27 protein-coding genes are annotated in these 26,467 nt (G+C 64.4%); 18 read left to right on the top strand and 9 right to left on the bottom strand.

What is annotated here, in order from left to right; genetic code table 11:
- Nucleotides 1-18: 18 nt before the first annotated feature.
- From QX204_RS34140 to QX204_RS34150, 3 genes are all read right to left on the bottom strand, one after another.
- Nucleotides 19-318, bottom strand: coding sequence for a hypothetical protein (locus QX204_RS34140; RefSeq protein WP_301908316.1), 300 nt, complete (start codon nt 316-318; stop codon nt 19-21).
- 616 nt (nt 319-934) lie between these two features.
- On the bottom strand, nt 935-1,288 hold the full coding sequence (locus QX204_RS34145) for a hypothetical protein (RefSeq protein ID WP_301908317.1): 354 nt from the start codon (nt 1,286-1,288) through the stop codon (nt 935-937).
- A gap of 39 nt (nt 1,289-1,327) precedes the next feature.
- Nucleotides 1,328-1,753 carry a DNA-directed RNA polymerase subunit alpha C-terminal domain-containing protein gene (locus tag QX204_RS34150; RefSeq protein ID WP_301908318.1) on the bottom strand — a complete coding sequence of 142 codons (426 nt, stop codon included), beginning with the start codon at nt 1,751-1,753 and terminating at the stop codon, nt 1,328-1,330.
- Nucleotides 1,754-2,686: 933 nt separating this feature from the next.
- Between QX204_RS34150 and QX204_RS34155 the strand changes: the two genes are divergently transcribed.
- The 3 genes from QX204_RS34155 to QX204_RS34165 all read left to right on the top strand — a co-directional run bounded on the left by QX204_RS34155 (nt 2,687) and on the right by QX204_RS34165 (nt 4,411).
- The gene (locus QX204_RS34155; RefSeq protein ID WP_301908319.1) at nt 2,687-3,211 is read left to right on the top strand and encodes a hypothetical protein; all 525 of its coding nucleotides are present in this window, start codon (nt 2,687-2,689) and stop codon (nt 3,209-3,211) included.
- A 109-nt stretch (nt 3,212-3,320) separates the two neighbouring features.
- The gene (locus QX204_RS34160) at nt 3,321-3,800 is read left to right on the top strand and encodes a hypothetical protein (protein ID WP_301908321.1); all 480 of its coding nucleotides are present in this window, start codon (nt 3,321-3,323) and stop codon (nt 3,798-3,800) included.
- Between the two features lie 89 nt (nt 3,801-3,889).
- The gene (locus QX204_RS34165; protein WP_301908323.1) at nt 3,890-4,411 is read left to right on the top strand and encodes a hypothetical protein; all 522 of its coding nucleotides are present in this window, start codon (nt 3,890-3,892) and stop codon (nt 4,409-4,411) included.
- Between the two features lie 129 nt (nt 4,412-4,540).
- Here QX204_RS34165 and QX204_RS34170 read toward each other — a convergent pair whose 3' ends face one another.
- Nucleotides 4,541-5,167: a YegP family protein gene (locus tag QX204_RS34170; RefSeq protein WP_301908324.1), complete on the bottom strand. Its 627-nt coding sequence runs from the start codon at nt 5,165-5,167 to the stop codon at nt 4,541-4,543.
- 383 nt (nt 5,168-5,550) lie between these two features.
- Entirely contained in the window at nt 5,551-5,778 is a 228-nt protein-coding gene (locus QX204_RS34175) for a hypothetical protein (RefSeq protein WP_301908325.1), read from the bottom strand.
- A gap of 163 nt (nt 5,779-5,941) precedes the next feature.
- Between QX204_RS34175 and QX204_RS34180 the strand changes: the two genes are divergently transcribed.
- The 12 genes from QX204_RS34180 to QX204_RS34235 all read left to right on the top strand — a co-directional run bounded on the left by QX204_RS34180 (nt 5,942) and on the right by QX204_RS34235 (nt 18,977).
- Nucleotides 5,942-8,932, top strand: a complete 2,991-nt coding sequence (locus QX204_RS34180; protein ID WP_301908326.1) for a tetratricopeptide repeat protein — start codon at nt 5,942-5,944, stop codon at nt 8,930-8,932.
- 187 nt (nt 8,933-9,119) lie between these two features.
- Complete coding sequence (locus QX204_RS34185) at nt 9,120-9,671, top strand: recombinase family protein (RefSeq protein ID WP_301908328.1); 552 nt, start codon at nt 9,120-9,122, stop codon at nt 9,669-9,671.
- 56 nt (nt 9,672-9,727) lie between these two features.
- Entirely contained in the window at nt 9,728-10,120 is a 393-nt protein-coding gene (locus tag QX204_RS34190; protein WP_301908330.1) for a hypothetical protein, read from the top strand.
- Between the two features lie 199 nt (nt 10,121-10,319).
- Complete coding sequence (locus QX204_RS34195; RefSeq protein ID WP_301908331.1) at nt 10,320-10,625, top strand: hypothetical protein; 306 nt, start codon at nt 10,320-10,322, stop codon at nt 10,623-10,625.
- 3 nt (nt 10,626-10,628) lie between these two features.
- The gene (locus QX204_RS34200; protein ID WP_301908332.1) at nt 10,629-10,868 is read left to right on the top strand and encodes a hypothetical protein; all 240 of its coding nucleotides are present in this window, start codon (nt 10,629-10,631) and stop codon (nt 10,866-10,868) included.
- Between the two features lie 420 nt (nt 10,869-11,288).
- A complete protein-coding gene (locus QX204_RS34205) occupies nt 11,289-12,296 on the top strand; it encodes a DUF5685 family protein (RefSeq protein ID WP_301908334.1) in 1,008 nt (335 codons plus the stop codon).
- Nucleotides 12,297-12,409: 113 nt separating this feature from the next.
- Complete coding sequence (locus QX204_RS34210) at nt 12,410-13,150, top strand: hypothetical protein (RefSeq protein ID WP_301908335.1); 741 nt, start codon at nt 12,410-12,412, stop codon at nt 13,148-13,150.
- A gap of 202 nt (nt 13,151-13,352) precedes the next feature.
- Complete coding sequence (locus tag QX204_RS34215; RefSeq protein ID WP_301908336.1) at nt 13,353-13,817, top strand: Het-E N-terminal domain-containing protein; 465 nt, start codon at nt 13,353-13,355, stop codon at nt 13,815-13,817.
- A 377-nt stretch (nt 13,818-14,194) separates the two neighbouring features.
- Nucleotides 14,195-16,489, top strand: a complete 2,295-nt coding sequence (locus QX204_RS34220) for a tetratricopeptide repeat protein (RefSeq protein ID WP_301908257.1) — start codon at nt 14,195-14,197, stop codon at nt 16,487-16,489.
- Nucleotides 16,490-16,896: 407 nt separating this feature from the next.
- Nucleotides 16,897-17,358 carry a hypothetical protein gene (locus QX204_RS34225; RefSeq protein WP_301908258.1) on the top strand — a complete coding sequence of 154 codons (462 nt, stop codon included), beginning with the start codon at nt 16,897-16,899 and terminating at the stop codon, nt 17,356-17,358.
- Between the two features lie 201 nt (nt 17,359-17,559).
- Nucleotides 17,560-17,892, top strand: coding sequence for a hypothetical protein (locus QX204_RS34230; RefSeq protein ID WP_301908260.1), 333 nt, complete (start codon nt 17,560-17,562; stop codon nt 17,890-17,892).
- A 44-nt stretch (nt 17,893-17,936) separates the two neighbouring features.
- Nucleotides 17,937-18,977 (top strand): UDP-N-acetylmuramate dehydrogenase, encoded by a 1,041-nt coding sequence (locus QX204_RS34235; protein WP_301908261.1) that lies wholly within the window; start codon nt 17,937-17,939, stop codon nt 18,975-18,977.
- A gap of 40 nt (nt 18,978-19,017) precedes the next feature.
- Here QX204_RS34235 and QX204_RS34240 read toward each other — a convergent pair whose 3' ends face one another.
- Together QX204_RS34240 and QX204_RS34245 are read right to left on the bottom strand one after the other, a co-directional pair.
- The gene (locus QX204_RS34240; RefSeq protein WP_301908262.1) at nt 19,018-20,013 is read right to left on the bottom strand and encodes a hypothetical protein; all 996 of its coding nucleotides are present in this window, start codon (nt 20,011-20,013) and stop codon (nt 19,018-19,020) included.
- 95 nt (nt 20,014-20,108) lie between these two features.
- Nucleotides 20,109-20,231: a hypothetical protein gene (locus QX204_RS34245; protein WP_301908263.1), complete on the bottom strand. Its 123-nt coding sequence runs from the start codon at nt 20,229-20,231 to the stop codon at nt 20,109-20,111.
- 182 nt (nt 20,232-20,413) lie between these two features.
- On the opposite strand from QX204_RS34245, the gene QX204_RS34250 reads away from it, so the two are divergent.
- The 3 genes from QX204_RS34250 to QX204_RS34260 all read left to right on the top strand — a co-directional run bounded on the left by QX204_RS34250 (nt 20,414) and on the right by QX204_RS34260 (nt 24,751).
- Nucleotides 20,414-21,760, top strand: a complete 1,347-nt coding sequence (locus tag QX204_RS34250) for a hypothetical protein (protein WP_301908264.1) — start codon at nt 20,414-20,416, stop codon at nt 21,758-21,760.
- A complete protein-coding gene (locus tag QX204_RS34255) occupies nt 21,744-23,081 on the top strand; it encodes a hypothetical protein (RefSeq protein ID WP_301908265.1) in 1,338 nt (445 codons plus the stop codon). Before QX204_RS34250 ends, QX204_RS34255 begins: the two co-directional genes overlap by 17 nt.
- Before the next feature lie 116 nt (nt 23,082-23,197).
- Nucleotides 23,198-24,751, top strand: a complete 1,554-nt coding sequence (locus tag QX204_RS34260) for a Rieske 2Fe-2S domain-containing protein (protein ID WP_301908266.1) — start codon at nt 23,198-23,200, stop codon at nt 24,749-24,751.
- Between the two features lie 60 nt (nt 24,752-24,811).
- Here the strand turns inward: QX204_RS34260 and QX204_RS34265 are convergent, their stop codons facing one another.
- Complete coding sequence (locus tag QX204_RS34265; protein ID WP_301908267.1) at nt 24,812-25,735, bottom strand: hypothetical protein; 924 nt, start codon at nt 25,733-25,735, stop codon at nt 24,812-24,814.
- Nucleotides 25,736-25,881: 146 nt separating this feature from the next.
- Nucleotides 25,882-26,349, bottom strand: a complete 468-nt coding sequence (locus QX204_RS34270) for a hypothetical protein (RefSeq protein ID WP_301908269.1) — start codon at nt 26,347-26,349, stop codon at nt 25,882-25,884.
- Nucleotides 26,350-26,467: the final 118 nt, after the last annotated feature.

A 26,467-nucleotide genomic window follows, 5' to 3' on the forward strand; every position in this document is an offset into this window, starting at 1 on the left:
TTCGAGCGCTCGGTGCGGTTATGACGCGCTGAGAGCGGCGATCTCGTCGGCGGTGTGATGGACGAACAACAGAACCTGCCAGGGATTGGATCGTGTGTCGATCCAATCCCTGGCGGCAGTGACATCCAGCAGGACACCTCGAAGCGCGTCGCAGGCCGCAGCGGTCATCTCCGCTGTGGCGGCTTCGAACTCACGCATCCTTTCTGCTCGGATGGTGATCGCCCAGCCAGTCTGTGCGGGGGAGCCGGTGAGTTCCGGCCATCCGGCCCGGCGGGCTGCTTCGAGGTTCGCGGTGTTGGTGTGATCGTGCGCGCTCATACACCGATGGTGCGGGGACACACCGACATACCGCCCGCCGTCGGCCGTCGGCCGCTTGGGGAGGGACACTAGTTCCTGGGCGTAGTAGATCAATTGGAAAACCGGTTCCAAGCGCTGCGGCGTCTGGAAGGAGGAAATGGTCGTGCACATAGTTGCAATCCCGGCCCGCGTGAGCCGTTAGCCACTGGGCGAAGGTTGTCTCGAAAGCCGCAGTGGCGGGCGGGGCAACAGCCACCATCTTGGCCAGTGACTCGCAAGAGGCGATGATCCTCGTCGGCCTGCCGGGACTCATGGCAATTCTGGTGATGACGGGTGTCGTCCTCCCAGCAGTGTGGTCGAGGAAGAGAAGCCGCCGACGTGCGGCGCTGGAAGTACTCGACACCCTGACGCGTTGGGCCGGAAGCGAACCCAAGAAGGGTTCTCGGGGATGACGGCCCGGAGATGGGCGAGGGGCCCTCCCCACTGTGCCGCCCGAGAGGGTGGTCGTGACGTTCCAGCTGCGCGCCGAGCCCATGGTCCAGCCTGAAACCTTCGCTGCGATGGGCGAATACTGGCGCAGGCGAGTTACCGCATCGGCCCGTGAGCTCCTCCAGCTGCTGAAAGGACTTCGGTCCGTTCAGTTGAGGCGGCCGCGAGCGCGGCGCAGTTCGTAGACGTGGGCGCGGTCCTCGTCGTCGTCGAGCCCATTGACTTCGCGGGCGACCAGGCGCATCTCCGCGCCGAGGAGCTCGCGTTCGATCGTGGTGGTGTTCGGGAGCTCGAAGTTCGACTCGGTGCAGATCCAGTTCCACCGGTCGATACCCGGCATGGGCACGGTCGCGATCAGCTCGCAGACCGGCTGCGCGGGACGGTAGCCCTGGTCGATCAGTTCCTGCTCGGCGTCGGCCCAGTCCTGGTGTTGTTCCGGGGTCCAGTGCGCGCGCGGGTCCGCGCCCCACGGCAAGTCGCGGTGTTCGGGCCCATCGCTCATATCGTCCTACAGTCGTGGGCTGGCCGGGGGGCGACCTGGTCAGCGGCGGTTGTTGCGGTGGTAGGTGGTCGAAGCCTGACGCACGGTGGGCTTGGTGTCCATGCCGCCTAGCGTCGTGTCGATGTCGTGGAGTCCTTCGACTGTGCCGACCGCGTCGGTGATCCGCTCGATCAGCGCCAACAACTGGTCGCGTTGCTCGAGCACCGTGGCGAACTCTTCGAGCAGGGTAGGTTGATGAGGCTCGTGCCGGTCCAGGCGCAGGCCGTGCTCGGCCAACGCGGCGTCGATCGTGGCCAGCGTGCCTACGCCGAAGCTTGGAAGCAAGTCCAGGTCGTGATGGGTGTAGGTCATCAGATCGCTGAGGGTGAAGATCCCCTCCCGTCCGAGCATGTTCGACAGGCGCGGACTGAACATCGTCCTCAGCTGGATTGTCGCCAGCTCCTTCGGCGCGGTGGCCTCGCTCATGCGCTTCACCGTAAACCGTGGTCGCGCAGTCGGGTTCATGATTCGGTGTGGGTTCGTTCTACTCGCCATTGTCCTGGAACATCCAACGCCGATCGCACTCCAGCTCTGCCGTCCGAGCGGGCCACGGTGATCGCCCCGTGTCGGTCACCGGACAGCTGATTTGAGGCGGCCTCGGCGGCACGCAGTAGGTGCAGGGCGATCACTTGTACGAGTCGATGGTCTCTCGCGAGCTGGTCCGTGAAGTTGGTGTGTGGCAGCGAGCCACCGCCTGTACTCGACGAAATACGAAGTGGGCAGGGTGCGCGCGCACCCTGCCCACTTCAGCGAGGCTTTTTTCGAACGATGCCAGGACTCGTGATGCCGAAAGAGGGCGCTCTCCGAGAACTTGGCCAACGAACGGGTTCCGTATGCCTCCGTGCCCCGACCTCGCTAGACAGACACTAGCCGCCACATGGCCAGACCGACAACCCTTTTGGCAGAACTTGCTGCTGGAACGCAATGCGGTACCCTACCTGAATGCATGCCTATACATAGCTGCTTTGCAGTGCATGATGTAATATCAACACTATGCCAACCACTATGCGGCGGCGATCTGCGACTCGGCCTGACCAGGCAGGCGCTCAGAAGCTGACCGCAGCTTCTGAGCGTCAGCCGAAAGGCGCAGCCGCACGTCGGCACCACGGTCGGCAAACCGACGAGAGGTACCGCCGCGGGGCCCCGCTGAGGCGAGATTTCCTCCAGACCGGCCCAAACGGGGAACCCAGCCCGATCTCCGCGATCATGAACGGCCGTCACCGCGACGAAAACGGGCGCCGGCGGGGGGGAGGCGGTCGTGGTGGACAACTCCGCCTTGCGCTGCTGCTGTCTGTCATCTGGGTAGCCGCCGCGCCACCTCATGACTCCACCCGTCCGGCTCGGTGGTGGGCCGAGCTGATGGGTCTGCCGGACCCAGGATCCGCCGGTGCCCGGCGAGTCCTCAATGCCATGCACGAGCTGCATGAGCGGGGATTTTTGGCAGTGGAAGGCGGAAAGAACGGGCAACCGCCCACTGTCCGACTCCTCGACGAGAGTGGTAGCGGGGCCGATTACGAACTGCCCTACCGCGACAACAATGTGTCCTACGTACGGGTGCCGCACCAGCTCTGGACGCAGGGGTTGATCGGAGAGCTGAAAGGGCCAGGCCTTGCGGTTTATCTGTGCGTTCTGTCGCACTACAACCACGATGCCTCGTTGCAGGAGATCTGGTTCAGCAAGAAGGGCTTTCACGACCTCCACGGTCTAGGGGAGACCACGCGGCTGAACGGGACCACCGAGCTTCTCGACGCGGGGGTTCTCACAGCTCGGGAGATTTCTATCGACTCCACGGGCGGCAGCGACTACCGGACACATCGGCGCCGGATGCTCTCCGTCGAGCAGCCATTTGTCCCCCCACCCCCCGCCGACCGACCGCACGCCTGAATCGCTGAACCGGCACTGGCAAGCCCAGACCGACCAGCCTCGGCTGAACCGACGGCGAACGCCACGTACGTTGAGCCGGAACTGATCCAAGAGATTAAGGCGGTACTCGATGCTCTATCTGATTCGGCCCCAGCAGACTGTGGACTGGGTCGACCTTCCGCACCATTTTGCAGACGTTGCGGCCGAGTACGGCGAACCGGACATGGCGTTGTTCAACTGGGGGCCGGTCGAACAGTTCGGATTTCACTCGACGGTCGTACGCCTGGCGCTTCGATTCGGGATTCCCTGCAGCACGGGGATCGTCGTTCGAGGAACCGACCTCGTCCCTTTCACGTGGCTGCTCGACGTGGCCAAGTTGGCCGAGACGCCAGTGCGTAGTCAGGACCTCCCAAACGAGGATCTGATGGAGACCCTCATGCCTGGCTGGAAGCAGGAGTCGCGGAACATGGATGAACGCGTCGCTGCCGCCATGACCGCGAAGGCCACCGAACTGCGGGAAGATCTTGACGAGGAGCTGAACAAGCCGACCGTTCCGGAATTGGTGCAGCACTGGAGGAACCTGGGCGGGGTCCTGCCCGACCCGATCTGAGTGAGGCGTGTTGCCCGACAACTACGTTCTCGGGCAACATCGGTGCGCTTGGTGACGCCCCATGCCGCCCGCCAGTACGGTACGACGCCATGGCCCGTCGTAAACCGACCATCCCTGAGCGTGCACAGCTGGCCCACGCCGCCGTGGAATACATCGCGTACTACGCCCATCGGGAGCCGGACCAGGAGCCCTACGATCTTGCGTTCCGTGGGCTCGGCAAGATCGTCTGGCTACACGCGCAAAGCCGCGACGGGATCGCCGCCTACGCCGCGCGATGCTGGGTCACCGGCGAAGAACCGTACGCCGGGACGAACCGAGCTGATCTCGAGGCCGCCGAATGCAGCCGCCGGGCGCGGGCTCAGCACAACCGCGCCGCGGCCACACAAACCAGCCGGCGCATCGCCACCCGGATCGATGTCATCGATCAGACCAGCACCCGTTGCATGGCACCGACGAGCTCCGGTCGACCGTGCGCCATCGAGCCGCTCGTCGCACGCAACCGATGTCGCGTGCACGCCGCCGACCTGCAGTGCGGTGCGGCCAAGGGCAACGGGAAGCGGTGCGCGATTCCGACTGGCGGCCGCGGTCTGTGCGCCACTCACCAGAGCTGAGCTGTAGCAGACGAATCGGCGACTGTTGCATTCTGTAAATGGAGGTCAGCTGCCGAAGATGGCGTTCTGCCCTTCCTCGGTGAAGTGCATCAGACCTGGCGTGGATGCGGCGGGCGCGCCAGCCTCCGCTCAAAACGGCAGGGCTGCGCTGAGCCCCTCGATGGTGCTGCGGGCGACCTCGCTCGCCTCCTCCGTGACTGCTTCAGCGGCGCCGTGGGCGATTTGGGCGAGATAGCCCTTGAGCGCAGCCACGCCGCGGCGGATCAGGGTCTGGTTCGGCTCGCTCTGGGTGACCTCGGTCAGCAGTGTTTCGGCGGTTTCGCGGACGTCGGCTTCATCGGGGTCATCGAAACCGACGACAGGCAGGTTGGCCAGCAGGTCGGTGATCACGGTGGCGAGCTGTTCATAGCCCGGCGCGATCTGTTCAGTGTTGGCCTGGCCCTGGTTCACCGTGCCGGTGTTGTTCCAGGCCAGCTGGGCGCTGTTGCCGTCGCCGGTCTGTTGAACGACCGGGCCGTGATAGTTGTGTGTCACGTTCACCACCGAAGGAGGTTTTTCGTGCGGGTTCCTCGTTGCAGCAGTCCGGTCGGTGACCTGGGCACCACAGAGGTTGGCCTTTAGCTTCTCGATGTCGGCGATTACCGCGGCCTTGCTACTGAACGCATGGCTTGTAGCGATGATCTCGCCGTTGCTCGCTTTGAGGTGCCAGCGGTATCCGCCCGCCGACCCGGTGAAAATATTGATCTCGCCTGCCATGGGCGAACCCCTATTCGAAAGGTAACGCGCCTACCAGCAGGGTAGCCCGTCACGAAGGGCGAAAAGGGTAGTGCGGACCACCGGGTGTCGCAGCGAAGTACGTCACCCAGGTGGACTTGCTCTGAAAAGTACTCGTCGATGAGATGTCGAGAATCGATCGTTTTACCGACACCGGGCACCGCAGCGGGAAGCGCCAGGACCTGTCACACCGCACGACGGTGCGCGGCCCGACGGGCCGCCGTTCGGCAAACGTTCGTTTCGATATCCGGAGTCGTCTGCACTACAAGAAGAGGTGATCGTTGCCAGGGGGATCGGTTCGTGGTGAGCCGGTTCGGGGCTGGTACCGAGGTGTCTCGGTACCAGCCCCGAATGCCTCGCCCGGTTCAGAAGATGCCGCGGGGCGGGTTGTCGTTGTCGAGGAAGGTGTTGAGGGCCCGCAGCGCGAGGGCTGTCAGGTGTGCGGCGGCGGCGAGGTGCGGCTGATCGGTGAGTTCGAGTGCGATCGCCGCGGTGTCGACAGCTGTGGCCGCGGCGTCGATGATGCGGTGCCGGTTCGTGTTCGGTTGCGGGGTGGCGGGATTCGGTTCGGGTGTGGCTGCCTGGTCGGTCATGGCGTCACCGTGCGGGCTGTTCGACCTGGGGAAAATGCGTGGAGGCAGGCCGGAGGCACCCGGGAGAGACTGTGTCCGGGAATTGGCTGACCGGAGCGGGGATGTGTCGGGCACACTTGGTCTTTCGCCGGAGGCATCCCAGAGGCAAGGAGAGCAGGGGCACGTGGTCACCGCCAGCAAGGGGCGCGCCGAACTGTCTGCCGCGCTGCGGGCCCTGCGTGACGAAGTGGCCGGTCTCACCAACCCGGTGATTGTCGAGAAGGCCAACAAGATCCTGCGTCACGACGCCCAACGAGCCCACCGGGACGCAGAGGTGGCCGCTCGCGGCAAGGGAGTCCGCCCCCGGGCGTATTCCCCTCCCCAAGAGATCACGGTGAAGGCGTTCAGCCAGTGGGTGAACAAGGGAAGCCTGCCCCCGGCCCCCGACCAGCTGTTGGGTGTGGTCCGGGTGATGTATAACGAGCGAAACGGGCGCGCCCAGTCCCTCTCGCCAGAGCTACACGACTATTGGTGCGGCCTGTATCGGGCAGCGAAGCACTCACGACCGGGCACCGGCACCGACGACACCGGGTCGGCTGAGCCGCAACCGCCCCCGACCGCAGGTCAGGCTCGGCCGATTCCTCCGGAAGCGTTCAAGCCGTTGGCCGAGGTCGACGCCCCGCCCGGGATCGACAACCCGGACGCGCCCCCGCCCTGGTTCGTCGGCCGCACCAGCGAACTCACACGACTCGATACCGCCCTGTCTGGGGACGGTGAGCAGGTGGTGGTGGCGGCGGTGCACGGTTTGGGTGGGGTGGGTAAGTCCAGCCTGGTCGCGCAGTGGATCGCCACCTGGGCACACGGTACCTGGCCGGTGGTATGGATTCGTGCCGATACCGCCCAGAACGTGGAACAAGGCTTGGCCGAGTTCGGGACCCGGTTGCAGCCGATGCTGGCCGAGGTGTTGACGGTGCCGGATCTGGCCGAACGCGGGATGCAGTGGCTGGCCACCCATACCGGGTGGTTGCTGGTCCTGGACAACGTCGAGAACCCCGCCGACATCGCGACCCTCTCAGCCAGGGTCCGGGGGAAGGGACGGGTGGTGATCACCGGCCGCCTCTCCTTTCCGTGGCAGCCCGGCGCGACCGTCCTGTCCCTGGACGTGCTGTCGGCGGAGGAAGCCGAACACTTGTTGGTGGGGTTGGCGACCGCGCTCGGGCCCCGTGACCTGGACGGGGTGGCGGAGTTGTGTGCGGCGTTGGGGTATCTGCCGCTGGCGATCGAGCAGGCAGGCGCGTATCTGGGGCAGGACCGATTCACCACCATTCGCGGCTACCTGAAGAAACTGACCGACCAACCCGGCCCCACCATGGACCGGTCCGCGGTCGGGGCTGATCCGAAGCGGACCATCGCCCGGATCTGGCGGGTCACCCTGGACCGGATCGCCGACATCGACCCGGCCGCGGTCGAACTCCTACAAGTGCTGGCCTGGTACGCATCCGACCGGATCCCGATCACCCTCTGCCACAACATCAACAACGATGACGACAGCGGTGTCGAGACGGATGGCGCGGCCACACTCGCGGTGCTGGCCGCCTACAGCTTGATCACCCCCCACCTCGGCAGCGAGAGCCTGTCGATCCACCGACTCGTACAAACCGTCGCCCGCACCCCCGACACCACCGACCCACACCGCCGACCCGAAGCGATCGAACACGCCCACCACCGGGCGATCGAAACCCTCCACACGAGGCTGCCCGACTGGCAGAACCCGGCGGCGTGGCCGGCCTGGCGGGCCCTGCTGCCGCATATCGACGCCCTCACCAGCCACACCACCGCAGGCAAGGACTCCGTCACGGCCACCCTCGCAGCGATCCGCAACCTCACAGGTCTGTTCCTGAACGGTCAGGGCCTGCACGTCAACGCTCTGACCCACCTGCAGATCGCCGTCACCGATCGTGAGCGCGTTCTGGGCACGGACCACCCCAACACCCTGGCCTCCCGCAACAACCTCGCCAGCGCCTACGAGTCGGCGGGACGAGTCGCCGAAGCGATCCCGCTGTACGAGCGCACCCTCACCGACAGTGAGCGCGTCCTGGGCGAAGACCACCCCAACACCCTGGCCTCCCGCAACAACCTCGCCAGCGCCTACGAGTCGGCGGGACGAGTCGCCGAAGCGATCCCGCTGTACGAGCGCACCCTCACCGACAGTGAGCGCGTCCTGGGCGAAGACCACCCCAACACCCTGGCCTCCCGCAACAACCTCGCCGGCGCCTACGAGTCGGCGGGACGAGTCGCCGAAGCGATCCCGCTTCACGAGCGCACCCTCACCGACAGTGAGCGCGTCCTGGGCACGGACCACCCCTCGACCTTGACCTCCCGCAACAACCTCGCTCTCGCCTACCAGTCAGCGGGACGAGTCCGTGAAGCGATCCCGGTGTACGAGCGCACCCTCACCGACAGTGAGCGCGTCCTGGGCGAAGACCACCCCGACACCCTGGCCTCCCGCAACAACCTCGCCAGCGCCTACAAGTCGGCGGGACGAGTCGCCGAAGCGATCCCGCTGTACCAGCGCACCCTCACCGATCGTGAGCGCGTCCTGGGCGAAGACCACCCCTCGACCTTGACCTCCCGCAACAACCTCGCCGGCGCCTACGAGTCGGCGGGACGAGTCGCCGAAGCGATCCCGCTGTACCAGCGCACCCTCACCGATCGTGAGCGCGTCCTGGGCGAAGACCACCCCGACACCCTGGCCTCCCGCAACAACCTCGCCAGCGCCTACCAGTCAGCGGGACGAGTCCGTGAAGCGATCCCGCTTCACGAGCGCACCCTCACCGACAGTGAGCGCGTCCTGGGCGAAGACCACCCCTCGACCTTGACCTCCCGCAACAACCTCGCTCTCGCCTACCAGTCAGCGGGACGAGTCGCCGAAGCGATCCCGCTGTACCAGCGCACCCTCACCGATCGTGAGCGCGTCCTGGGCGAAGACCACCCCGACACCCTGGCCTCCCGCAACAACCTCGCCGGCGCCTACTGGTCGGCGGGGCTGGTCGGCAAAGCGATCATCCTGTATGAACAGATTCTCGCCGGACGCGAACGAAATTTGGGCCTCGAACACTCGTCCACACAGGCATTGCGAGACTTCCTTGCTGTTCTGCAGTTCTGGAATGGCTGACCTCATCGCGAGCCGCCGCGAGACGTCATTTTGGGGTACACCCCAACTAGACGCTCGCGACCGAACCGTTTCGCGTCCGAATAGAGTCGGTATACGATTTTCTTGACACTTGTCCGGTTAGTTCTTAGATTTCATCCTGACAGCCGGGTGCTTCGGCGCCAATCCGGACAAGACGGGGGATACCGCGGTGCGCGTCGGCTACATCAGAGTCTCGACCCTGGACCAGAACACCATTCGTCAGCTCGACGGCATCGATGTCGAACGCACCTTCGTCGACAAGGCTTCCGGTAAGGACGCCACTCGCCCCGCCCTCGAGGAGATGCTCGGCTTCGTCCGCGTCGGTGACACCGTGGTGGTGCATTCCATGGATCGCCTCGCCCGCAATCTCGACGACCTCCGCGGTCTCGTGCGCACCTTGACCGCCAAGGGCGTGCGCGTCGAGTTCGTCAAGGAGAGCCTGACTTTCACCGGCGAGGACACCCCGATGGCCACCCTGCTGCTGAGCATGATGGGCGCCTTCGCCGAATTCGAGCGTTCCTTGATCCTGGAACGCCAACGCGAAGGCATCGCCGCGGCTAAAGCCCGCGGCGCCTACAAGGGCCGCAAACCCGCCCTGGCCGCCGAGCAGATCACCCAGCTGCGCGACCGAGCCGCCGCTGGCGAACCAAAATCTAAGCTGGCCAACGACTTCGGCATCAGCCGCGAAACCGTCTACGCCTACCTGCGTGCCGCACCGTAGGCCACCTCCCGCACTGTCTGCGAAACACCAGACCAGCCGCCGACGACATCACCGGCATGCCCAACGACATCGCGTACGCACCGATGACCTTCGCCGTCGGCGACCGGTTGAACTTCAAGTGGCGGCCAGATAGTCCGGTTCTGGTCAACGACCGCTTGATGGCCGCAGCGATCCGGGCGCGCGCGGCATTGATAGCCACGGCGTGCACCGGGCAAACTCTCACATACAAGGGACTGTCCGCCGCGATCGGCGGCTTGTATCCCTACCGCCGCCTCGGCGGACTGCTCGATGCCCTGACGTGGGATTGCATCGAACGGGACGAACTGTCTCTGGCAGCACTCGTAGTGCGCACCGGAACCCACACCCCCGGCTCGGGATTCATACACGCAGGTTCCGAGCCGATCGAGAACTACCAGCGTCAGCTGCAGCGCCACTGGCAGCAGCACTGACCCGGCGTCCCGCGGTCTTACTCCGCCGTGCATCACCGGTAGCCGCAGTACTTTTCCACGGTGCCGAGCTGCCCATTTCGCTCAGAACATCTGTCCCCGAAAGTTTTTCAAGATCATGGGAACCGAACCGGGGTAGCCCGCGTCCAACCGTATGTAGGCCGGAACAGGAGGATTCGGCCACTTCGGGGAGGAAATTCACATGCACGTGCGAAAGCTGATCGTCGCCATTGCCCTGCCGCTGGCAGTCGGAGCCGGGATGGTCGGATCGGCCACGGCGTCGGCGCAGCCCACGGCTGCGGTGCCCAACGTGGTCCAGGCCGACCCGGTCGCACGGCACACCGCTACGGTGAAGTGCCAGTTGGTCAAGCACGGGGGTGAGGCCACCGGGTACATCACCGGCACCGGCTCCGGCAAGACGAAGCCGGCCGCGGTCGCCGATGCGAAGAAGGATGCGGACAAGAAGGTGCCGCAGGGCTACTACAAGCGCCACTGCAAGGAGATCTGATAGATGCCGGACGAGAAACGGTTGTGGGAGATCCGTCTGGGCGTCATCGCCTCGGAGACGGAAGCACGTGCGCTCGCCGAACAGATCGAGCGACTGTTGTGCCCCGACCCGGACCATGCCCCGCCGTGCCCGATCCCGTGGAGCCTCAGCATCGACGCCGAGGACGATATGACCGCGGACCGTCGGGAGGAATACGACGACGTGGTTGAGCAGCACCGGATCGAGTCCGGAACGAGCCAGTAGCCGGGACCTGCACTAGGTTCCGGTCAGGGCGCTGATGGCCACCGAGACTTCGGTCTCGGCGGCCATCCTGTTCTTGCAGTAAGACCGCGGTCGACGGTGAGCGCGTACGGGTTTCCGAACGTTCGCGCCAGGCGGTCCACCGTCGGTGGCGCCGCTGGGGCGGGTGTTCGGTAAACGTTCTTGGGCTCAAGGGGTGACTGCATCCACGTGGTGATGCAGTCACCCCTTGAGCCCAAGGTCGTTTGTCAAACGCCCTTGTTTGTACGAACGACCACTACCTTCGGTTCTCGGCGGTCGCGATCTCGTTCTGCTCCAGGCTGTGGCACGGTGAGATTCCTTGTGCTGAAGGTTTTCCCAGTCAAACCAAGTTTTGTACTACGTACTCGGCACAATGGATGATCGGCTCGTAGGGTCAGGTTCATGTTCGGGATGATCCGTCCTTGTCAAAGCCATTTCGGCGAAAACACCTACGCTGCATGGAAATCTCATCTGTGTGGTCTCTGCCTGGCGCTACGTGACGAGCACGGACAGTTCGCACGCGTTGTTACCAACTACGACGCGATCGTGATCTCGGCGCTCGTGGACGCGCAGACCCCGGCGGGCGCACCGCGGCGTATGGCGGGTCGTTGTCCGCTCCGGGGGATGCGGCCCGCCTCGGTCACACACGGTGACGGCGCGAAGCTGGCGGCGTCAGTCTCCCTGCTGCTGGCGACTGCACGGACACAAGATCATGTCGAGGATAAGCAGCTTCCCGGACTCCTCGTCCCAGCAGCACGATTCGCGGCCGCGCGATGGGCGGCGCAAGGGGAGCGTTCTGCGGCTGCGGTGGGGTTCCATCCCGGGGTGATCGCGGACGCGCTGCGTGAACAGCAGGCAGTCGAGCGGGCAGCGACCGCTGGGACGCCGATCACCGCGGTGACAGCGCCCACTGAACAGGCAACGGCGGCGGCTTTCGCCCATACGGCCGTGCTCACCGGGCTGGCGGACAATACCGAGGCGCTGACTCGCATGGGCCGGGCCTTCGGTCGAGTCGCGCATCTCCTCGACGCCGTCGACGATCTGTCAACCGACAGAGCGCGGGGAGCCTGGAACCCGTTGGACGCGACAGGGACCGGAGTTGACGCGGCCAGGGCACTGTGCGAGCGGGCGAGCGAGGAGATCGACCTCGCCTCGCGAAGCCTGCAAGCCTACGACACGGAATTGGTGCATCAGATGCTCGTGCATTCGGTGTCGTCGTCGGTGCGTCGGACGTTCGAGGACACCGACGATGCCATTCGCTCACGGCGCCGCCGGGCGGGAGCTGGACCATTGGCAACTCTCATGGTGTGCGGGGTCGCACGACTGAGCTGGTCGCTGGACGACGCGTGCGACGGTGGCTGTGACCCGGTCCCCGACGATTGTTGCGATGGCTCGGAGTGCTGCGATTGACGAAAGGTTCGGTTCGAGTGGTCTCGGCCGAGGAATACGCGGCGGTGATGAGCGCTTGGTATCTTCGCCCGCTGCGCGCGGTCCGGCGCGTGGCGGTGCGGTCGGGCCTGCCGGTGGACGCGGTCACCGACGAACGCGCCCGGCGGGTGTTCGCGCTTGCGACGTGGGGTGACACGGCGCTGGACGAGTCTGAGGACTTCGAGGTCGCGCTCGCCGAGGTTCGGCGGGTGATGGCGCTGGCTCGGATGGCCGTCGCGGCCTCAGCCGATGACGCGGAATCGCTTGTGGCGCCGGAACTATACCCGGCTCTCGCGCTGTTCCTCGACGCCACCGAGCACACACCGCGACTGCGGTCGACTGTGCTTGAAGGCGCCGAACGCATCGTGCGGATATCGGCCGCCAAGCGCCAATCGGCGACGTTCGCACAATATCGACGACTGCTGGCGTCGGAGGCGCAGGTCGCGGCGGACTTCTTCTCGGCGCCCTACCTGGTGGACGTCGCGGTCCAGCGCGTACCCCGCTGGTCGTTCCGCAACTTCTGTCGAATGTATTTGAGGGCGGCGGTCTACCTCGACGCCCTGCGCGACTGGCCCTCCGATGTGGCGGCGGGCCGACTCTCGGTCACACTCGACCGGCCACATCGCAGAGAGCTGGAGGCAAGAGTATTCGCCTGCGCCGTCACGACGCTGGTTTTTCATCCGGTCCTCACACTGGAGTTCGCGGATGCCGCAGGGAAGATCCGGCGGCGCGTCAGTGCCGCTGGGAGCGACCGACAGGTGCCGCCAGGTGTCGTGATGCCGTTCTTGAGGTACGCCAGGACCCGAATTTGGCGACGCGGGCGGGGGTCCCCATAGCCGCCTTATTGGACATTACAGAGACTCGGGCGTGTTCGGTGCAGTGATCTCTTGAGCCATGTTGGTTAGCGGGCGACGTCGAGCCAGATTATTGCCCCACGGACATGTCCCCCAGCGGTACGAAACCCTGTGTAGGGTCGGAGTTTCCGGCCGACCTTGTGTTCTTTTGCGCCGGTATCGGTGTCGAGATGGAGGCCGGCGAATGGATCCGAGCGTTGTGGTCGCGGCAGTAGCCGGAGCAGTATCAACCGGCGCGGTGGCGGGTTTGACTGGTAGCGCCCAGCAAGCGGTCACTGATGCGTACGCGGCGTTGAAAGGTATGCTAAACCGCAAGTACGCCTCGGTAGATGTCGCGATGGTGGAAGCGAAACCGGAATCGGTACAACGCCAGGATGTCCTCGAAGCGGAACTAGTCGAGGCCGGTGCCGAAAATGATGGTGAACTGCAGGCCGCAGCCGAACACGTGCTGCGCGTCGTTCACGAGTACGCGCCGGAGGTCGCAGAGTTGGTGGGCGTCAAGCTGACGCGCGTCAAGGCTGGCGACCTCGAGATCACCAAGATCAGGGCGAAGGGTGCTTCCGGCGTTGACGCCCACGACGTACAGGTCAAAGGCCGAGTCGTAATTAGAGACGTAGAGGTAGGGCAGACACCGCCCCACCCTCGATAGGCGCGGACCGGCATTCGGAGCCGCCGGTTTCCGCGCCCGCCGCCTACCACGATGTCCGTGTAGCCGGAGATCTGTCCCACGTTGGCCGAGACCAGATCGACAACTCCGGCAGCGGCACCCAGTACTACAACACCGGGCCGGGGACCCAAATCATCAACGGTCCTACAACCTCCAGGGCATTGGTCGACCTCCTCGAACTGCGGGGTGAGGACGATGAGCTGCCGATGATCAGCGAGTTGGACCCGTACCGATTGAAGGCCACACCGTCTGAGTTCGGCGACAGCCAAACCTACGGAATAAACGATCCATATGTGCCGCGGACACACGCCCGGGTCGATGCGCGGGTGAGGTCAGCCTTGGCAGGTAAACAGTTGGTGTTGTTGATTGGGCCATCGAAAGCAGGAAAGTCCCGCACCCTGTTCGAAGCCCTCCGCCGTGAACTGCCCAAAGCACGGGTCGTCATCCCGGACCGCAGATCACTGGCTGATCTGCCCGGCTGCGAACAGTACAAGAACCATGTCGACACGTTGGTTGTGTGGTTGGAAGACCTCGAGGATTTCGTCACCGGAGAGCGACCGTTGACGCCGACGTTGCTCGCCGCGCTCACCTCCCGGCGGCACCGAACCGTAGTGGCTGCGACACTGCGCAGTGAGAAGTACGACGAGCTACGTGCCGGTGGTGAGCTCGCCCGCGACCTACGTACCGTGTTCGAACAAGCAAAGCGGATCGAGCTGGCACCAACGAGCGCTGACTCGATCGAGCAGGCCGCCGCGGCGAGGTTGTATCCATCGCTGGATCTCACACGGTACGGGCTCGCCGAGATGCTTGTCGGCGCCCCGGCATTGCTGGCACACTATCGCCGCGGTCATCGAGCAGGGCGGGTTTCCCGCCAGACCGTCGCGTTCACCGCAGTGGTCGGGGTCGTCATCGACTGGGCACGTATCGGGCGTGTCGACCGAATCCCGCACGACCATGTCATCGCGATGGCCCATGAGGTGATCGATACCCGGTACAGCGCCTATGACATCACCGATGACGACCTCGCTGTGGCGCTCGCCGCAGCTCGTCTGCCCTATGAAGGCGCTGGAGATACAGCCGCGATCGACTCGAAATGGCTCACCGATCCCAGAACCCGAGGTTACCGACCATTCGACTATCTCGTCGCCGCCGACGACACCGCCGACCGTCCGATACCGGAGACCTACTGGGAGCGAGCCACCGCAGACGCCGATGCCGAAACTCTCGACGCGGTCGGCGTCAGTGCTGATTACCGCGGCTTACCCACCACTGCGCATACGCTGCTCCGCCGCGCCGCCGACCTTGGCCACACCAACGCCATGCACAACCTCGGGATCCTACTCAAGCAGCGGGGCGAGCTCGACGACGCCGAAATCTGGTGGCGCCGCGCCGCCGACAACGGTGACACCAACGCCATGAGCAACCTCGGTGTCCTGCTCCAGGAACGGGGCGAGCTCGACGACGCGTACACCTGGTACCACCGCGCCGCCGACAACGGTGACACCAACGCCATGAGCAACCTCGGTGTCCTGCTCAAGCAGCGGGGCGAGCTCGACAACGCCCAAACCTGGTACCACCGCGCCGCCGACAACGGCCACACCAACGCCATGTACAACCTTGGCATCCTGCTCCAAGAACGGGGGAAGCTCGACGACGCCGAAACCTGGTGGCGTCAGGCCGCCGACCTTGGCCACACCAACGCCATGTACAACCTTGGCATCCTGCTCGAAGAACGGGCCAAACCCGACGACGCCCAAACCTGGTACCAACGCGCCGCCGAAAACGATCACACCCTCGCCATGTACAACCTCGGTGTCTTGTTCCAGAAGCAAGGGCAGCTCGACGACGCCGAAACCTGGTGGCGCCGCGCCACCGATCTCGGCCACACCGGCGCCGCGCTCAACCTCGGTGTGCTGTTCCAGAAGCAGGGGCAGCTCGACGACGCCGAAACCTGGTACCAACGCGCCGCCGAAAACGGTAACACCAATGCCATGTACAACTTCGGCGCGCTGCTCCACGAACGGGGCAAAGTCGAGGACGCCGAAATCTGGTGGCGCCGCGCCGCCGACAACGATCACCCCAACGCCATGTACAACCTCGGCGCCCTGCTCGCGGAACAGGGCGAGTCCGACGATGCCGAAATCTGGTGGCGCCGCGCCGCCGACAATGGCGATACCAACGCCATGTACAACCTTGGCGGACGGCTCCAGGAACAGGGCGAGCTCGACGACGCCAAAACCTGGTGGCGCCGCGCCGCCGACAACGGTGACACCAACGCGATGTTCAACCTCGGCGCTCTGTTCCAGGAACAGGGCGAGCTCGACGACGCCCTCACCTGGTACCAACGCGCCACCGACAACGGTCACATTGGCGCCGCGTTCAACTTCGGTGTGCTGTTCCAGCAGCAAGGGCAGCTCGACGACGCCGAAACCTGGTGGCGCCGCGCCGCCGATCTCGGCCACACCGGCGCCATGTTCAACCTCGGTGTCCTGTTCCAGCAGCAAGGGCAGCTCGACGACGCCGAAACCTGGTGGCGCCGCGCCGCCGATCTCGGCCACACCGGCGCCATGTTCAACCTCGGTGTCCTGTTCCAGCAGCAAGGGCGGCTCGACGACGCCGAAACCTGGTACCAACGCGCCGCCGACAACGGCTAGGCCTCGAACGACTTTCGTACCTGCAATTCGGTACAACAGCGCTGCTGCGGCTAGCGATCGCCAAACACGCTTTCGAACGCCGTCGGGCTCTCGCCCGAATAAGCCGGACCAGACTTCATTTCCGCAAGCGCTCAGCGCGATTCCCGCCGCCCCGAATTGGCCGCCGATAGTCGCGGGTAGTAGCGCAGCCTCACCAGTGGATACCGCAACACAGCGGTACCCGCCGCGGTCTAGATCGATCGTCGGTGGCGGGCTGTGCTCGTCGATCCGGCGGATGAACATGGCCGTCGGGTGCGAAGACTGCGTCTGGCGGGCAGCGCAGCCATCCGTCAGTCGATCAATATTGAGCCCTCACCGTGGGAGTCTGGACGAGCAGGGCTCAATGTGCCCGGACAAGGAGGCCTCGCATGCGGAATTTCGTCGGAGACGAGTCATTCGAGACGGAGGTCAAGGGCCACCTGTGGGCGCTGCCTGCGGGATGGATTCCCTCAAGTGATGGAGACCAACTGGACGATCTGATGCGCGCTGCACGGGGGGCTCGACGCCGGGGTGCGGACCCGATCAACATCGCCTGGAGCCTCGACAGTTACGCACACGAGATGGGGAAGAAGGACGTGCTGGATCAGATCAGGAGTCGCCTGGTACAGGACGAAGAGGCTGAGGAACGGGAACGCCATCAAGGCCCGTCTGCACGCCCCGTCGAGCAGGGCAACTCCAACTCAAGGTTAGGAAGAGCCGCCCTCATGATTGCGGTGGTCGTGTGTCTTCTCGCGCTGGTCGTAGGGGTGGAGATCGCAGTGCTTGTAGGCATAGTGGTCGTATGTCTTCTCGCGGTCTGGGTCGTCAGGAGGCGTCGGTCTGACCGCTGATCTACACGTCGAAAAGCATCGCAGCCGAAGTCGCGGTGTCGAGATTTCGATGTCTCGGACCTGTACGGATGATTCGTGTAATCGTTCGCACAGGTCCGGCACGACCACCAGTCGTGCGTGGTGGATCCGAACAAGGTCCGGCATGCGTACTACTCTGTCGAAGTTGCCTCTCTCTAATCTCACTGCTCAGAACGGACTTTGATGACGTCTCCGTCGAATGCATCAGATCTCGTAGTCGACCTGCTGATTACTGCGGGACTTCCGGCAGACGAGTCAAACGTGCTGCTGGCAGAGGACAAGCTAGGAAACTCGCTGGTCTGGTTCGGCCAGGAGTACCTGACGGAGAAGTCTAACGAGTGGGACGTGGAGCTGTTCTTCGAGACCTACGCCATCCGCCGTGGGGACAAGCGAGGCTGGTCCAGCTCGATCGTCGCAGGGTTGGCTTCTCGTGCCGACATCCCGGTGCAGGACCGGGACCTGATCGTGGAAAGAGCTCGGCAACGAGCGATCGAGCAGATCAGAGCCTCTGCCTGACCGCCGCCGGTGCGCCGTAGGCGTGCACGATAGTCTGATCGACCATGAATACGATGCTGTCGGAGCTCACCACTATGCGCCTGGGCGGGCCTGCCAAGGCGTACGAGGTCGTGACGACCACCGACGACCTCGTATCTGTGGTTCGCGAAGCGGACTCTGCTGGGCAGCCAGTTCTACTCGTTGGCGGTGGCTCGAACCTTGTGGTGGGCGATCAGGGCTTCGACGGGCTGGTGGTCCGGGTGGCGAGTGACGGTATCCGCATCGATGACGAGGGGATGACTCTCGCTGCCGGGGTTCACTGGGACACCGCGGTGCGACTCTCCCTCGAAGCTGGCATGGCCGGGTTGGAGACCTTGTCCGGTATCCCCGGCTCGGCAGGCGGCACTCCTGTCCAGAATGTGGGTGCTTACGGCTCGTTGACCTCCGAGTTCTTGGAATCGGTCACCGTGTTCGACCGCCACCGCAACGTCGTGGAGGTCTGGGGCCCGGAGCAATGCGGGTTCGGCAGTCATCGTCAGTCGGTGTTCAAACACAGTCGTCGATATGTCGTTCTCGAGTTGCGTCTCAGGTTGGCAAAGGACGTCATGTCCAGGCCGATCAAGTACGACAAGCTGGCCGAAGTGCTCGGTGTGCCGGTGGGAACCGCCGCCGGCGCCCGCGAAGTGCGGGAGGCGGTACTGCAGCTGCGCACGGCTCGCGGGATGGTGTTGGATACCGATGATCACGACACGTGGAGTGTCGGCTCGTTCTTCATCAACCCGGTGCTCCCTCAGGTGCCGGAGCAGGCGGCCGAGTGCCCGCAATACGCGGATCCGGCCGGGACCAAACTCTCGGCGGCGTGGCTGATCGACAACGCCGGCTTCGCCCCTGGATACGGTCGTGACTGGGGTCGTGGAACGGTGGGGTTGTCGAGCAAACATGCGCTTGCGGTAACCAACCGTGGGGGAGCCACCACTGCCGAGGTAATGAGTTTCGCCGCGCACATTCGCGATGGGGTTGAAGAGGTATTCGGCGTACGTCTGGGCCCGGAATGCGATCTGGTGAACTGCCAGTTCGATGGGACTCCGCAATCGGTTTCGAGCTGACGTCGATCCAAGCCGCGCATTCCGGGCCGTGAGGTAGCGCTTAGCTGGCGCTGCTGCTGTGGAGGGCGTCGTACATCATCCGCATGGACCAGATGGTTGAGCGGATTTCCTGCAGCCATTCCGCCGTTGTCCAGGTCGTGCGCACGGTGCTGCGGCTACTGGTGCCTATGTGGGCTCCCACCGTGGTGACCGAGACTTCGGCGGTGGCGCCGAGCATCGCAAGTGCCTGAGCGTGTTGGAATGGCCCGTGGATGGCGGAGGTGACAACCAGTATCCGGCTGCCGGGGGTGGTATGTGCGACGTTGACGAAGTGGCGGTAGGTATCGCTGGTGGTGGCTCGGGGGCTACCAGGAGCAGGGGCTGCGGCAAGCCCGATAACCGGGATGGGGTCGGTGCGGAGAGTGCGTACTTCGCTGGGGCCTGGTGTACGCGGCGCAGCCATCATCTGGGGTGAATCGAAGGTGGCGGACAAGGCCACGGCCATCACGTCGAGTTCGTCCTGCGCCCAGCCCGCGCCCAGATCCGTGGCCAGTTCGTGTTCGCCGGGGGTGATCTCGCGGCGGCTGCCCAATCCCCAGATGTTGCTGACGTCCAAGCCGATGGAGACGAGTTCGGCGAGAAGTTCTCCGCGCAACAGGCAGCTGTTGATGCGGCCGCCCAGAACCAGTGCGTGGTCGTAGGAGCCAAAGTCGGTTGCTGGGTTGCCGGTGGGCTCTCGATAGAGGCGCTTCACCAAAGCATCGGTGGTCTCGGTGACATGGGCGGGGAAGTCGGCTTGCCGGGCTTCCCACCGTTCTCCTCCGCGGCGGAAGTCGAAGATGTCGCGGGTGAGGGTTTCGGCTTCGGTCAGCCGAGAGCCCAGGTCGTGTGCAGTTAGCTTGTGGCCGAAGTTCCCGAGCAGTTCGGTCATCTCGGCGGAGTCCAGCCACGCCGAGGTTGCCGCCAGCACAGAGTCCCTGTCGCGTGCGTCGTCAGGGAAATCGATGATGGAGTAGTCGATTCGGTGTTCTGTGTTTTCGCGGGTCAGCATCGTCACGCTTTCAGTATGGACAGCAGTCCTCTGCGGTGGGGCCGGAGTGGCGCGCTGAGCGCGGCCCCGTTGGGATCGGGACCGCGCTCAGGGGGCACGGTCTACTTCTTCTTGGTCGCGTCGATCGCGGTCTTGCCGAGTGCCCGGACCGTCTGCTCCTTTCGCTGCTTGACGGGCTGCTTCTCGGAGGCGTTGGGGCGTTCTTTGTTCTCGAAGCTGCGCAAGGCGGGTCACTTCCTTTGTGTCGAGCGGGAGGAGCGGGTTCGCTGCTCTGCCTTGTACTGACGGACAGGGCTGCCCATCCCGACCACTGCTGAAAGTGGGCTTGACGTAACGGCTTTGGCTTGTACTGCGAAGAGGTGGCGAAACGTTCGCAGAGAGGCCGGGGCATGTGCCGTGGTTCGGTGTGACAGCCAAGGAACTCCGATCGTCGGTCGGAGCGTGTTTTCGTCTGTGGGAATCAATATTCGAAGGCCGGACGATCTTCTGGAGTGAGGGCGGTTGGCGAGCCAGCGGTGTCAGAGGCGTGGTTTGCAAGCCGGACCCGTGGCAGGTGGTGGGCGGCATCTTTGTCACTGTCGACGGCTGGCGCACACCGGCAGCGATCCGCAGCGCCCTCACATGCCTGCTGCCGGATCAGCTCGATGATCTTCGGGTCGCGTTGGTGGATCTGGGGCTCGACCTCACCGAGAACAGCCGGAAGGTGTGGCATGAGCACGGCTGCGCAGTGACGCCCTCAGGTCCGCTGTCCGCCGCGCGCTCCCGGATCCTGAGGCAGCAGCGGGACATGCTCATATACCGGACCTCACAGCAGTTCCGCCTGGGTCCGCCTCCGCCAGAAGGGTTCACGACCGAGTTCGTGCCCTGGAAGTGGTCGACGACGTCGCCGCGATGGACGCGGGAGACGACGGGCTGGGCTCGTGATCTGACTGCGCCATCGGCTCGCGCGAGGGGCCTGTACGCCGAGTTCGGTCGCGGTCTTGTCAAGCTCAGAGGAGCTGAGTACAGAGAGTTGATCAAGTCGTGGCTCGAACGCGAACGTGACCGAGATGCGCTGCGGTCTTTGGTCGGAGACGGTGCGTGTATTGCTGTGCACCGCAGGCTGTTCGAGTACTTGATGGTGTTGCACGGCCCGAGCTGGGAAGGCGCAGAGACTTTGTGCACGCCGGAGAAGTCCGATATCGAGCTGCATCGCCGAACTCGTTACGACGGAGCGAAACTGGCGGCGGAGTGGGGCGAGCCTCTGGAACGTTACGGAGGTTCTCTTCGCGCTTCGCATGTGGCGCGTGCCAGCTGGGAGCTCGGTGCCAAGACTGCCGAAGACCCGCCCGGTGTCAACCAACACCGCCACCAGGAGCTGGTCCTGTTGGACCTCGCGGTCGGAGATGTTCTTCGGGTAGCCGAGGGCACAAACCTTCCGGCCCTGCTCGTAGCAGGGTGCGCGGAGCTGTTCGCCTGGAGTTCCAGGGCCGCCGATGCCCGTCCGGACGATTGGCTGGCCAAGTTGCCGGGCAAGTCCGGCACGTTTCACAGCGGGACCCTGGAGAAGCCCGGTGCCAACGAGCAGCGGCTGTTTCTCAGCGCGGCCTATGACCTCATCATGGGCATGGTGGATCAGGACTTCAAGGACGACCACGTCGGCACGTCGGGCGATGACGATCCCGCTGTCATCGACAGTGCGGCAGGGCAGGGTCAAGATGGAGCCCGGGACTGCTCTGAGGTGGAAGGCGACAGCGGTGGCGACGTCGATTGATGACCGGGACGCGGCGATCGCCGAAGCTCTGAGGCTTCGGGGAAACACCGCTGACACCGAAGAACGCGTGCGCCATGCCAAGCAGTGGGCAAAGGCGATCGTCTCCAACGAGGGGCGACTGCCCCATCAGGCTCACGCACTGCATCTGGTGGCCGTCCCCTTGAGTTCACAGATCCCGTCGCGGGAGTTGGCACAGATCCTGGACCGTCCGATCCAGGTGATCACCGCGCACTGCAGCGACCTGGAGTCGCTGCGTTTCGCAGCGCTGCTGGCCCGCACTTCGTCGATGGCCATGAGCAAGCTCGACTCCTACACCGATGCCTTCTACCGAATCAACCGTGCCTATGCCTTGTTGAAGAAGGCGAGCCAGAACCCAGCAGCCGTAGGTGATCTGGTCTTCCTCGAAGCCATGCAGCAGGTGTATCTGCAGGAGTCCGGTCAGCTGGCCCGCAATGCCGAAGCCGCGCTGGTGGAGTGGAGACCTTCGGTGTTCGCCAGACAGGCGGCCAATCCCGAGGACATCCATCGACCCGCACATAGTTTGACCTCGCAGACGCGCAGATCGATTCGTGTTCTGGCGTGGGGCAGCACTCTGTCGGCGTTCAACGCGATGCGGTTGGTGGTGAGCATCGGACAGATCCGCCAGGAGCAGCCGCAGGAGTCCTTGTACGCCCCGACGTGGATGATGACCACTGAGAACATGGCCATGCGCGCACTGCTGCTGTACACGACCATGGCGGCCTTGGAGGGCGACAGTAGCTCTGTGGCGCCCTGCCTGACGATGATTCCCTTCATGTACAGAAGCGCGATCACCGCTGCCAGTGCGGTGCCGACGACGAACCACATCATGGATCTCGTCCGTGTGAGCCTGCACTACAGTTTTCTGGCCGAAGGCCGCACCCCCTGCCGTGATGTCACCCGATCGAAGGTCAAACCGCTTCCCTCGATCCCTGAGTTCCTGCGCAGCGACACCGGGATGCTCGACTTGGATGCTTGCTCGACCAGCTTGCTGCGCAACAACCACAATGCCGGCATCCTCGACACTCTCGCCTACTCCGGGGTCTATGACCTGTTCCAGGCGTGGAGCGGAACAACATCGCTGGACAAGACCTTCGAACCGTGGGTGCGCCAGCACCGTGCCCGGCGTCTGCACGACACCAACGGCGAGAATTTGCGAATACGGCTGGCCACACCAGCTGCGAACCGGTCCTTGGATATCAATGCCGAGGCGGTGAGCCAGAAGCTGCGCAGCGGCTCCGACCGCAACCGAGAACTCCTGCCGGGCCACAGCACAGCGCGCATCGTCCGCCCCGCACAGTGACGGCAACCAAGAAATAGCTAGAAGCTACTACTCATGTGGGTGTGGTGTTCACGGTGCCGGATGCTGTCGGGCCGGGACTTATCATGAGGTCAACGGACCAGTCGAGAGGTAAGCACTTGCAGATCACCAGCGTCGGGCACGCCGGCTTCCACATCCGTACCGCGGCGGGAACCATCCTCTGCGACCCATGGGTCAACCCCGCCTATTTCGGATCCTGGGTTCCGTTCCCCGACAACTCGCAGCTGGACTGGGATGAGCTCGGTAACTGCGATTTTCTCTACGTCTCGCATTTGCACCGCGACCACTTCGACGCGAAGAATCTGGCCGAGCACGTCAACAAGGACGCCGTCGTCCTGCTGCCGGACTACCCGGTGCCGGATCTGCGCCGGGAGCTGGAGAAGCTGGGCTTCACCAAGTTCTTCGAGACCGAGGACTCGGTCAAGCACACCATCTCCGGACCCAAGGGCGATCTGGAGATCATGATCGTGGCGCTGCGCGCCCCTGCGGACGGCCCGATCGGTGACTCCGGCCTGATCGTCTCCGACGGTGAGACAACCTGTTTCAACATGAACGACGCCCGCCCTGTCGACATGGACGTGGTATTCGATGCGTTCGGTCATATCGACATCCACTTGCTGCAGTATTCGGGCGCCATCTGGTATCCGATGGTCTACGACATCCCCGCCCGTACGAAAGCCAACTTCGCCCGCCAGAAGCGACAGCGAGGAATGGACCGGGCCCGGGCTTACGTCGATCAGGTCGGTGCGACCTGGGTGGTGCCCTCGGCTGGTCCGCCGGTGTTCCTGGATCCGGAACTGCGCTACCTCAACGACGACGGCGATGATCAGTTTTCGCCCGAGAACAGCAACATCTTCCCTGACCAGTTGGTCTTCCTCGAGCAGATGAAGATCCACGGCAACGAGGGCGGGATCCTCCTGATTCCCGGATCGGTCGCCGATCTGCGGGGTAAGGAGCTGACCGAACTCAGTCACCCGGTCGATCCCGACACCATCTATGGCGACAAAGCCGCCTACATCGAGGACATGGCGCAGCGTTTCACACCGATCATCGAAGCGGAGAGGGCATCCTGGGCTACCGGCACCGGGTCACTGCTCGAGCCGCTGAAGGAGCTGTTCGAACCGATCATGAGGCAGAGTGATCTGATCTGCGACGGCATCGGCTACCCGGTCAGTCTGGTCATCGGCGAGGAGACGGTCGTCCTCGACTTCCCGAACCGTGAGGTGCGCAGCCCGATCGAGGGCGAGGGCCGCTACCGCTACGGGTTCCGGATCGCCCCCGAACTGGTGCGCACCGTGCTGCGTGACAACGAACCGGATTGGGTCAACACCATCTTCCTGTCCACCCGGTTCCAGACATGGCGCATCGGCGGCTACAACGAGTTCCTCTACACCTTCTTCAAGTGCCTCACCGACGAGCGCATCGCCTACGCCGACGGTTGGTTCTCCGAGGCACACGACGACTCTGCTTCCACCGAACTCGAGGGCTGGGAGATCCAGCGCCGCTGCCCGCACCTCAAAGCTGACCTCTCCAAGTTCGGTGTGGTGGAAGGCAACACGCTCACCTGCAATCTGCATGGCTGGCAATGGGACCTCGAATCTGGGCGATGCAAGACCTCCAAAGGCCACGAACTGCGTTCCCGCAAGCTCTGATCTGTCGATTCCCAGGGGCGATACCGAAGCTGCGCTCGCTGAGCGCAGCTTCGGTATCGTTCAGCCCCGCATAATCCGGCTGACCCGCCGCGCGGTCATCGCATCGGTCGCGTGGTCGCCGAAGCGGAGGTTCAGCTCCTGCTGGACCTCTGTCGGTGTCCACTCTCGACTTTCCCGCCCGAAATGCAGGGTCAGGTGGTCAGCGAGCAGCCCCACAGCGACATCGGTGATCATGCGAGGATTGAGCCGCGACAGATCCGCAGTCGGCGCCAATCGGGTCGCTGCGATCCGAACGGCATCGACGGCAGGCGAGCCGTCGATGAGCTCAGCGAAAAAGACCGAAGCCAACGCCGTCTGATGCAGATCTTGATGGGCGGCATCAGTTTCGGCACCGACCTGTTGTGAGCTGGCGGCTTCGTCTTCACCGGTGCCGACGCGCGCCCACATCGAAGGGCTCTGGGCATGCTCTACCCGTCGAAGCAGCTTGGGCACGGCGAGCACCTCGTGCAGCCATCGCATGCCCGCGGATGCCTTGGCCACGGCGACGACATTGTCGATGTCTGCTCGCACCGAGGCCGACAGATCCTGCCCGTCGAGTTCGATGCCGAGCCCGGCCAGGTACCGCGTCTTTTCCGCGGCGAACCTGTCCAATGCCCAATCCTCGTCAGGGACCGGCCCCAAGGACCAGGCGTCCAGGATCATCAGTTTCAGCAGCTGCCGAAGCCAGGGGTCGCCGAGCGCGTCGGCGACCCTGGCCGTTTCCTGCGGCTTGAGGTTGTCCGGGCGTGCCGGGCGCGACAGCTCCACCACATTGCGTGTACGCATCACGTCCACATAGGCGTGGTTGACGGTCCGGGCGAGGTAGGCCTGGGGGTTGCGGGCCGCGATCACCTTCTCGCGCTCCTTCCACACGTGGACTTCGACGAATCCCAGCAGCGACAAGCAGCCCTCGCACCGGCCCGCGGGGACTTGCCCACTCAACATTGCCCATGCCCTGGGCCAGGTCGAGGGGCATCGCCCGCTGGGGCCGTGCTCGAAGTCACGGCCCCGACGCAACGCGCTCCAGATGGAGTTCCCCCAGCTCTGAAGGAACTCCGAACGCTCCCGGGATGATCCGGCCGCCGCGGTGGTCACTGCGCCACCTCGGCGGCGAGATCGCCGGTTTCGATGGCCTGGGAAATCTGGTCCTGATCTGCTCCGGACAGCCATCCCAAGACCATCAGAGCGGCCGAGCGAGGTACCTCGACACCGCCGGGAATGACCGTCGTGCGCCGTGCCAGCGTGGGCGCGGTTCCGCTCAGTTCTTCCCACCGGAATCCGGCGATCCTGGCGCTGAGCCGTACCACGAGGTAGCTGTCATCGTCAGCCGCCGCGACGGCGATCGGGCGGATGCGGCCCTGGAGGCTGACCAGAGCGAGCATGCCCGGTTCCAGGGTCGGTGTGGCGCCTGCGGTCAGGAGCCGGTAGCGCTGTTGCTGGACCCGGACCTGTAGTCCGGCCGCCTTCACTCGGGCCGGGTCGCAGACCCGACGGTGGCATTGCCGCCTGCGTGTCGCGGCGGCGTCGATACGAACCTTGTCGTTTGCCCGTCGAGGCATGGCTGGAACCTTCTTTCGCCGGTAACTTGTGCCGGCTACCACATTCGGTTCCGCATAGCTCCTGGTCAGATACTCGACGTCAGGGCCCACCATTACGACGAATCTGAAAATTTAACTG

The organism is Nocardia sp. PE-7 (assembly GCF_030486425.1).
GTDB lineage: Bacteria > Actinomycetota > Actinomycetes > Mycobacteriales > Mycobacteriaceae > Nocardia > Nocardia salmonicida_A.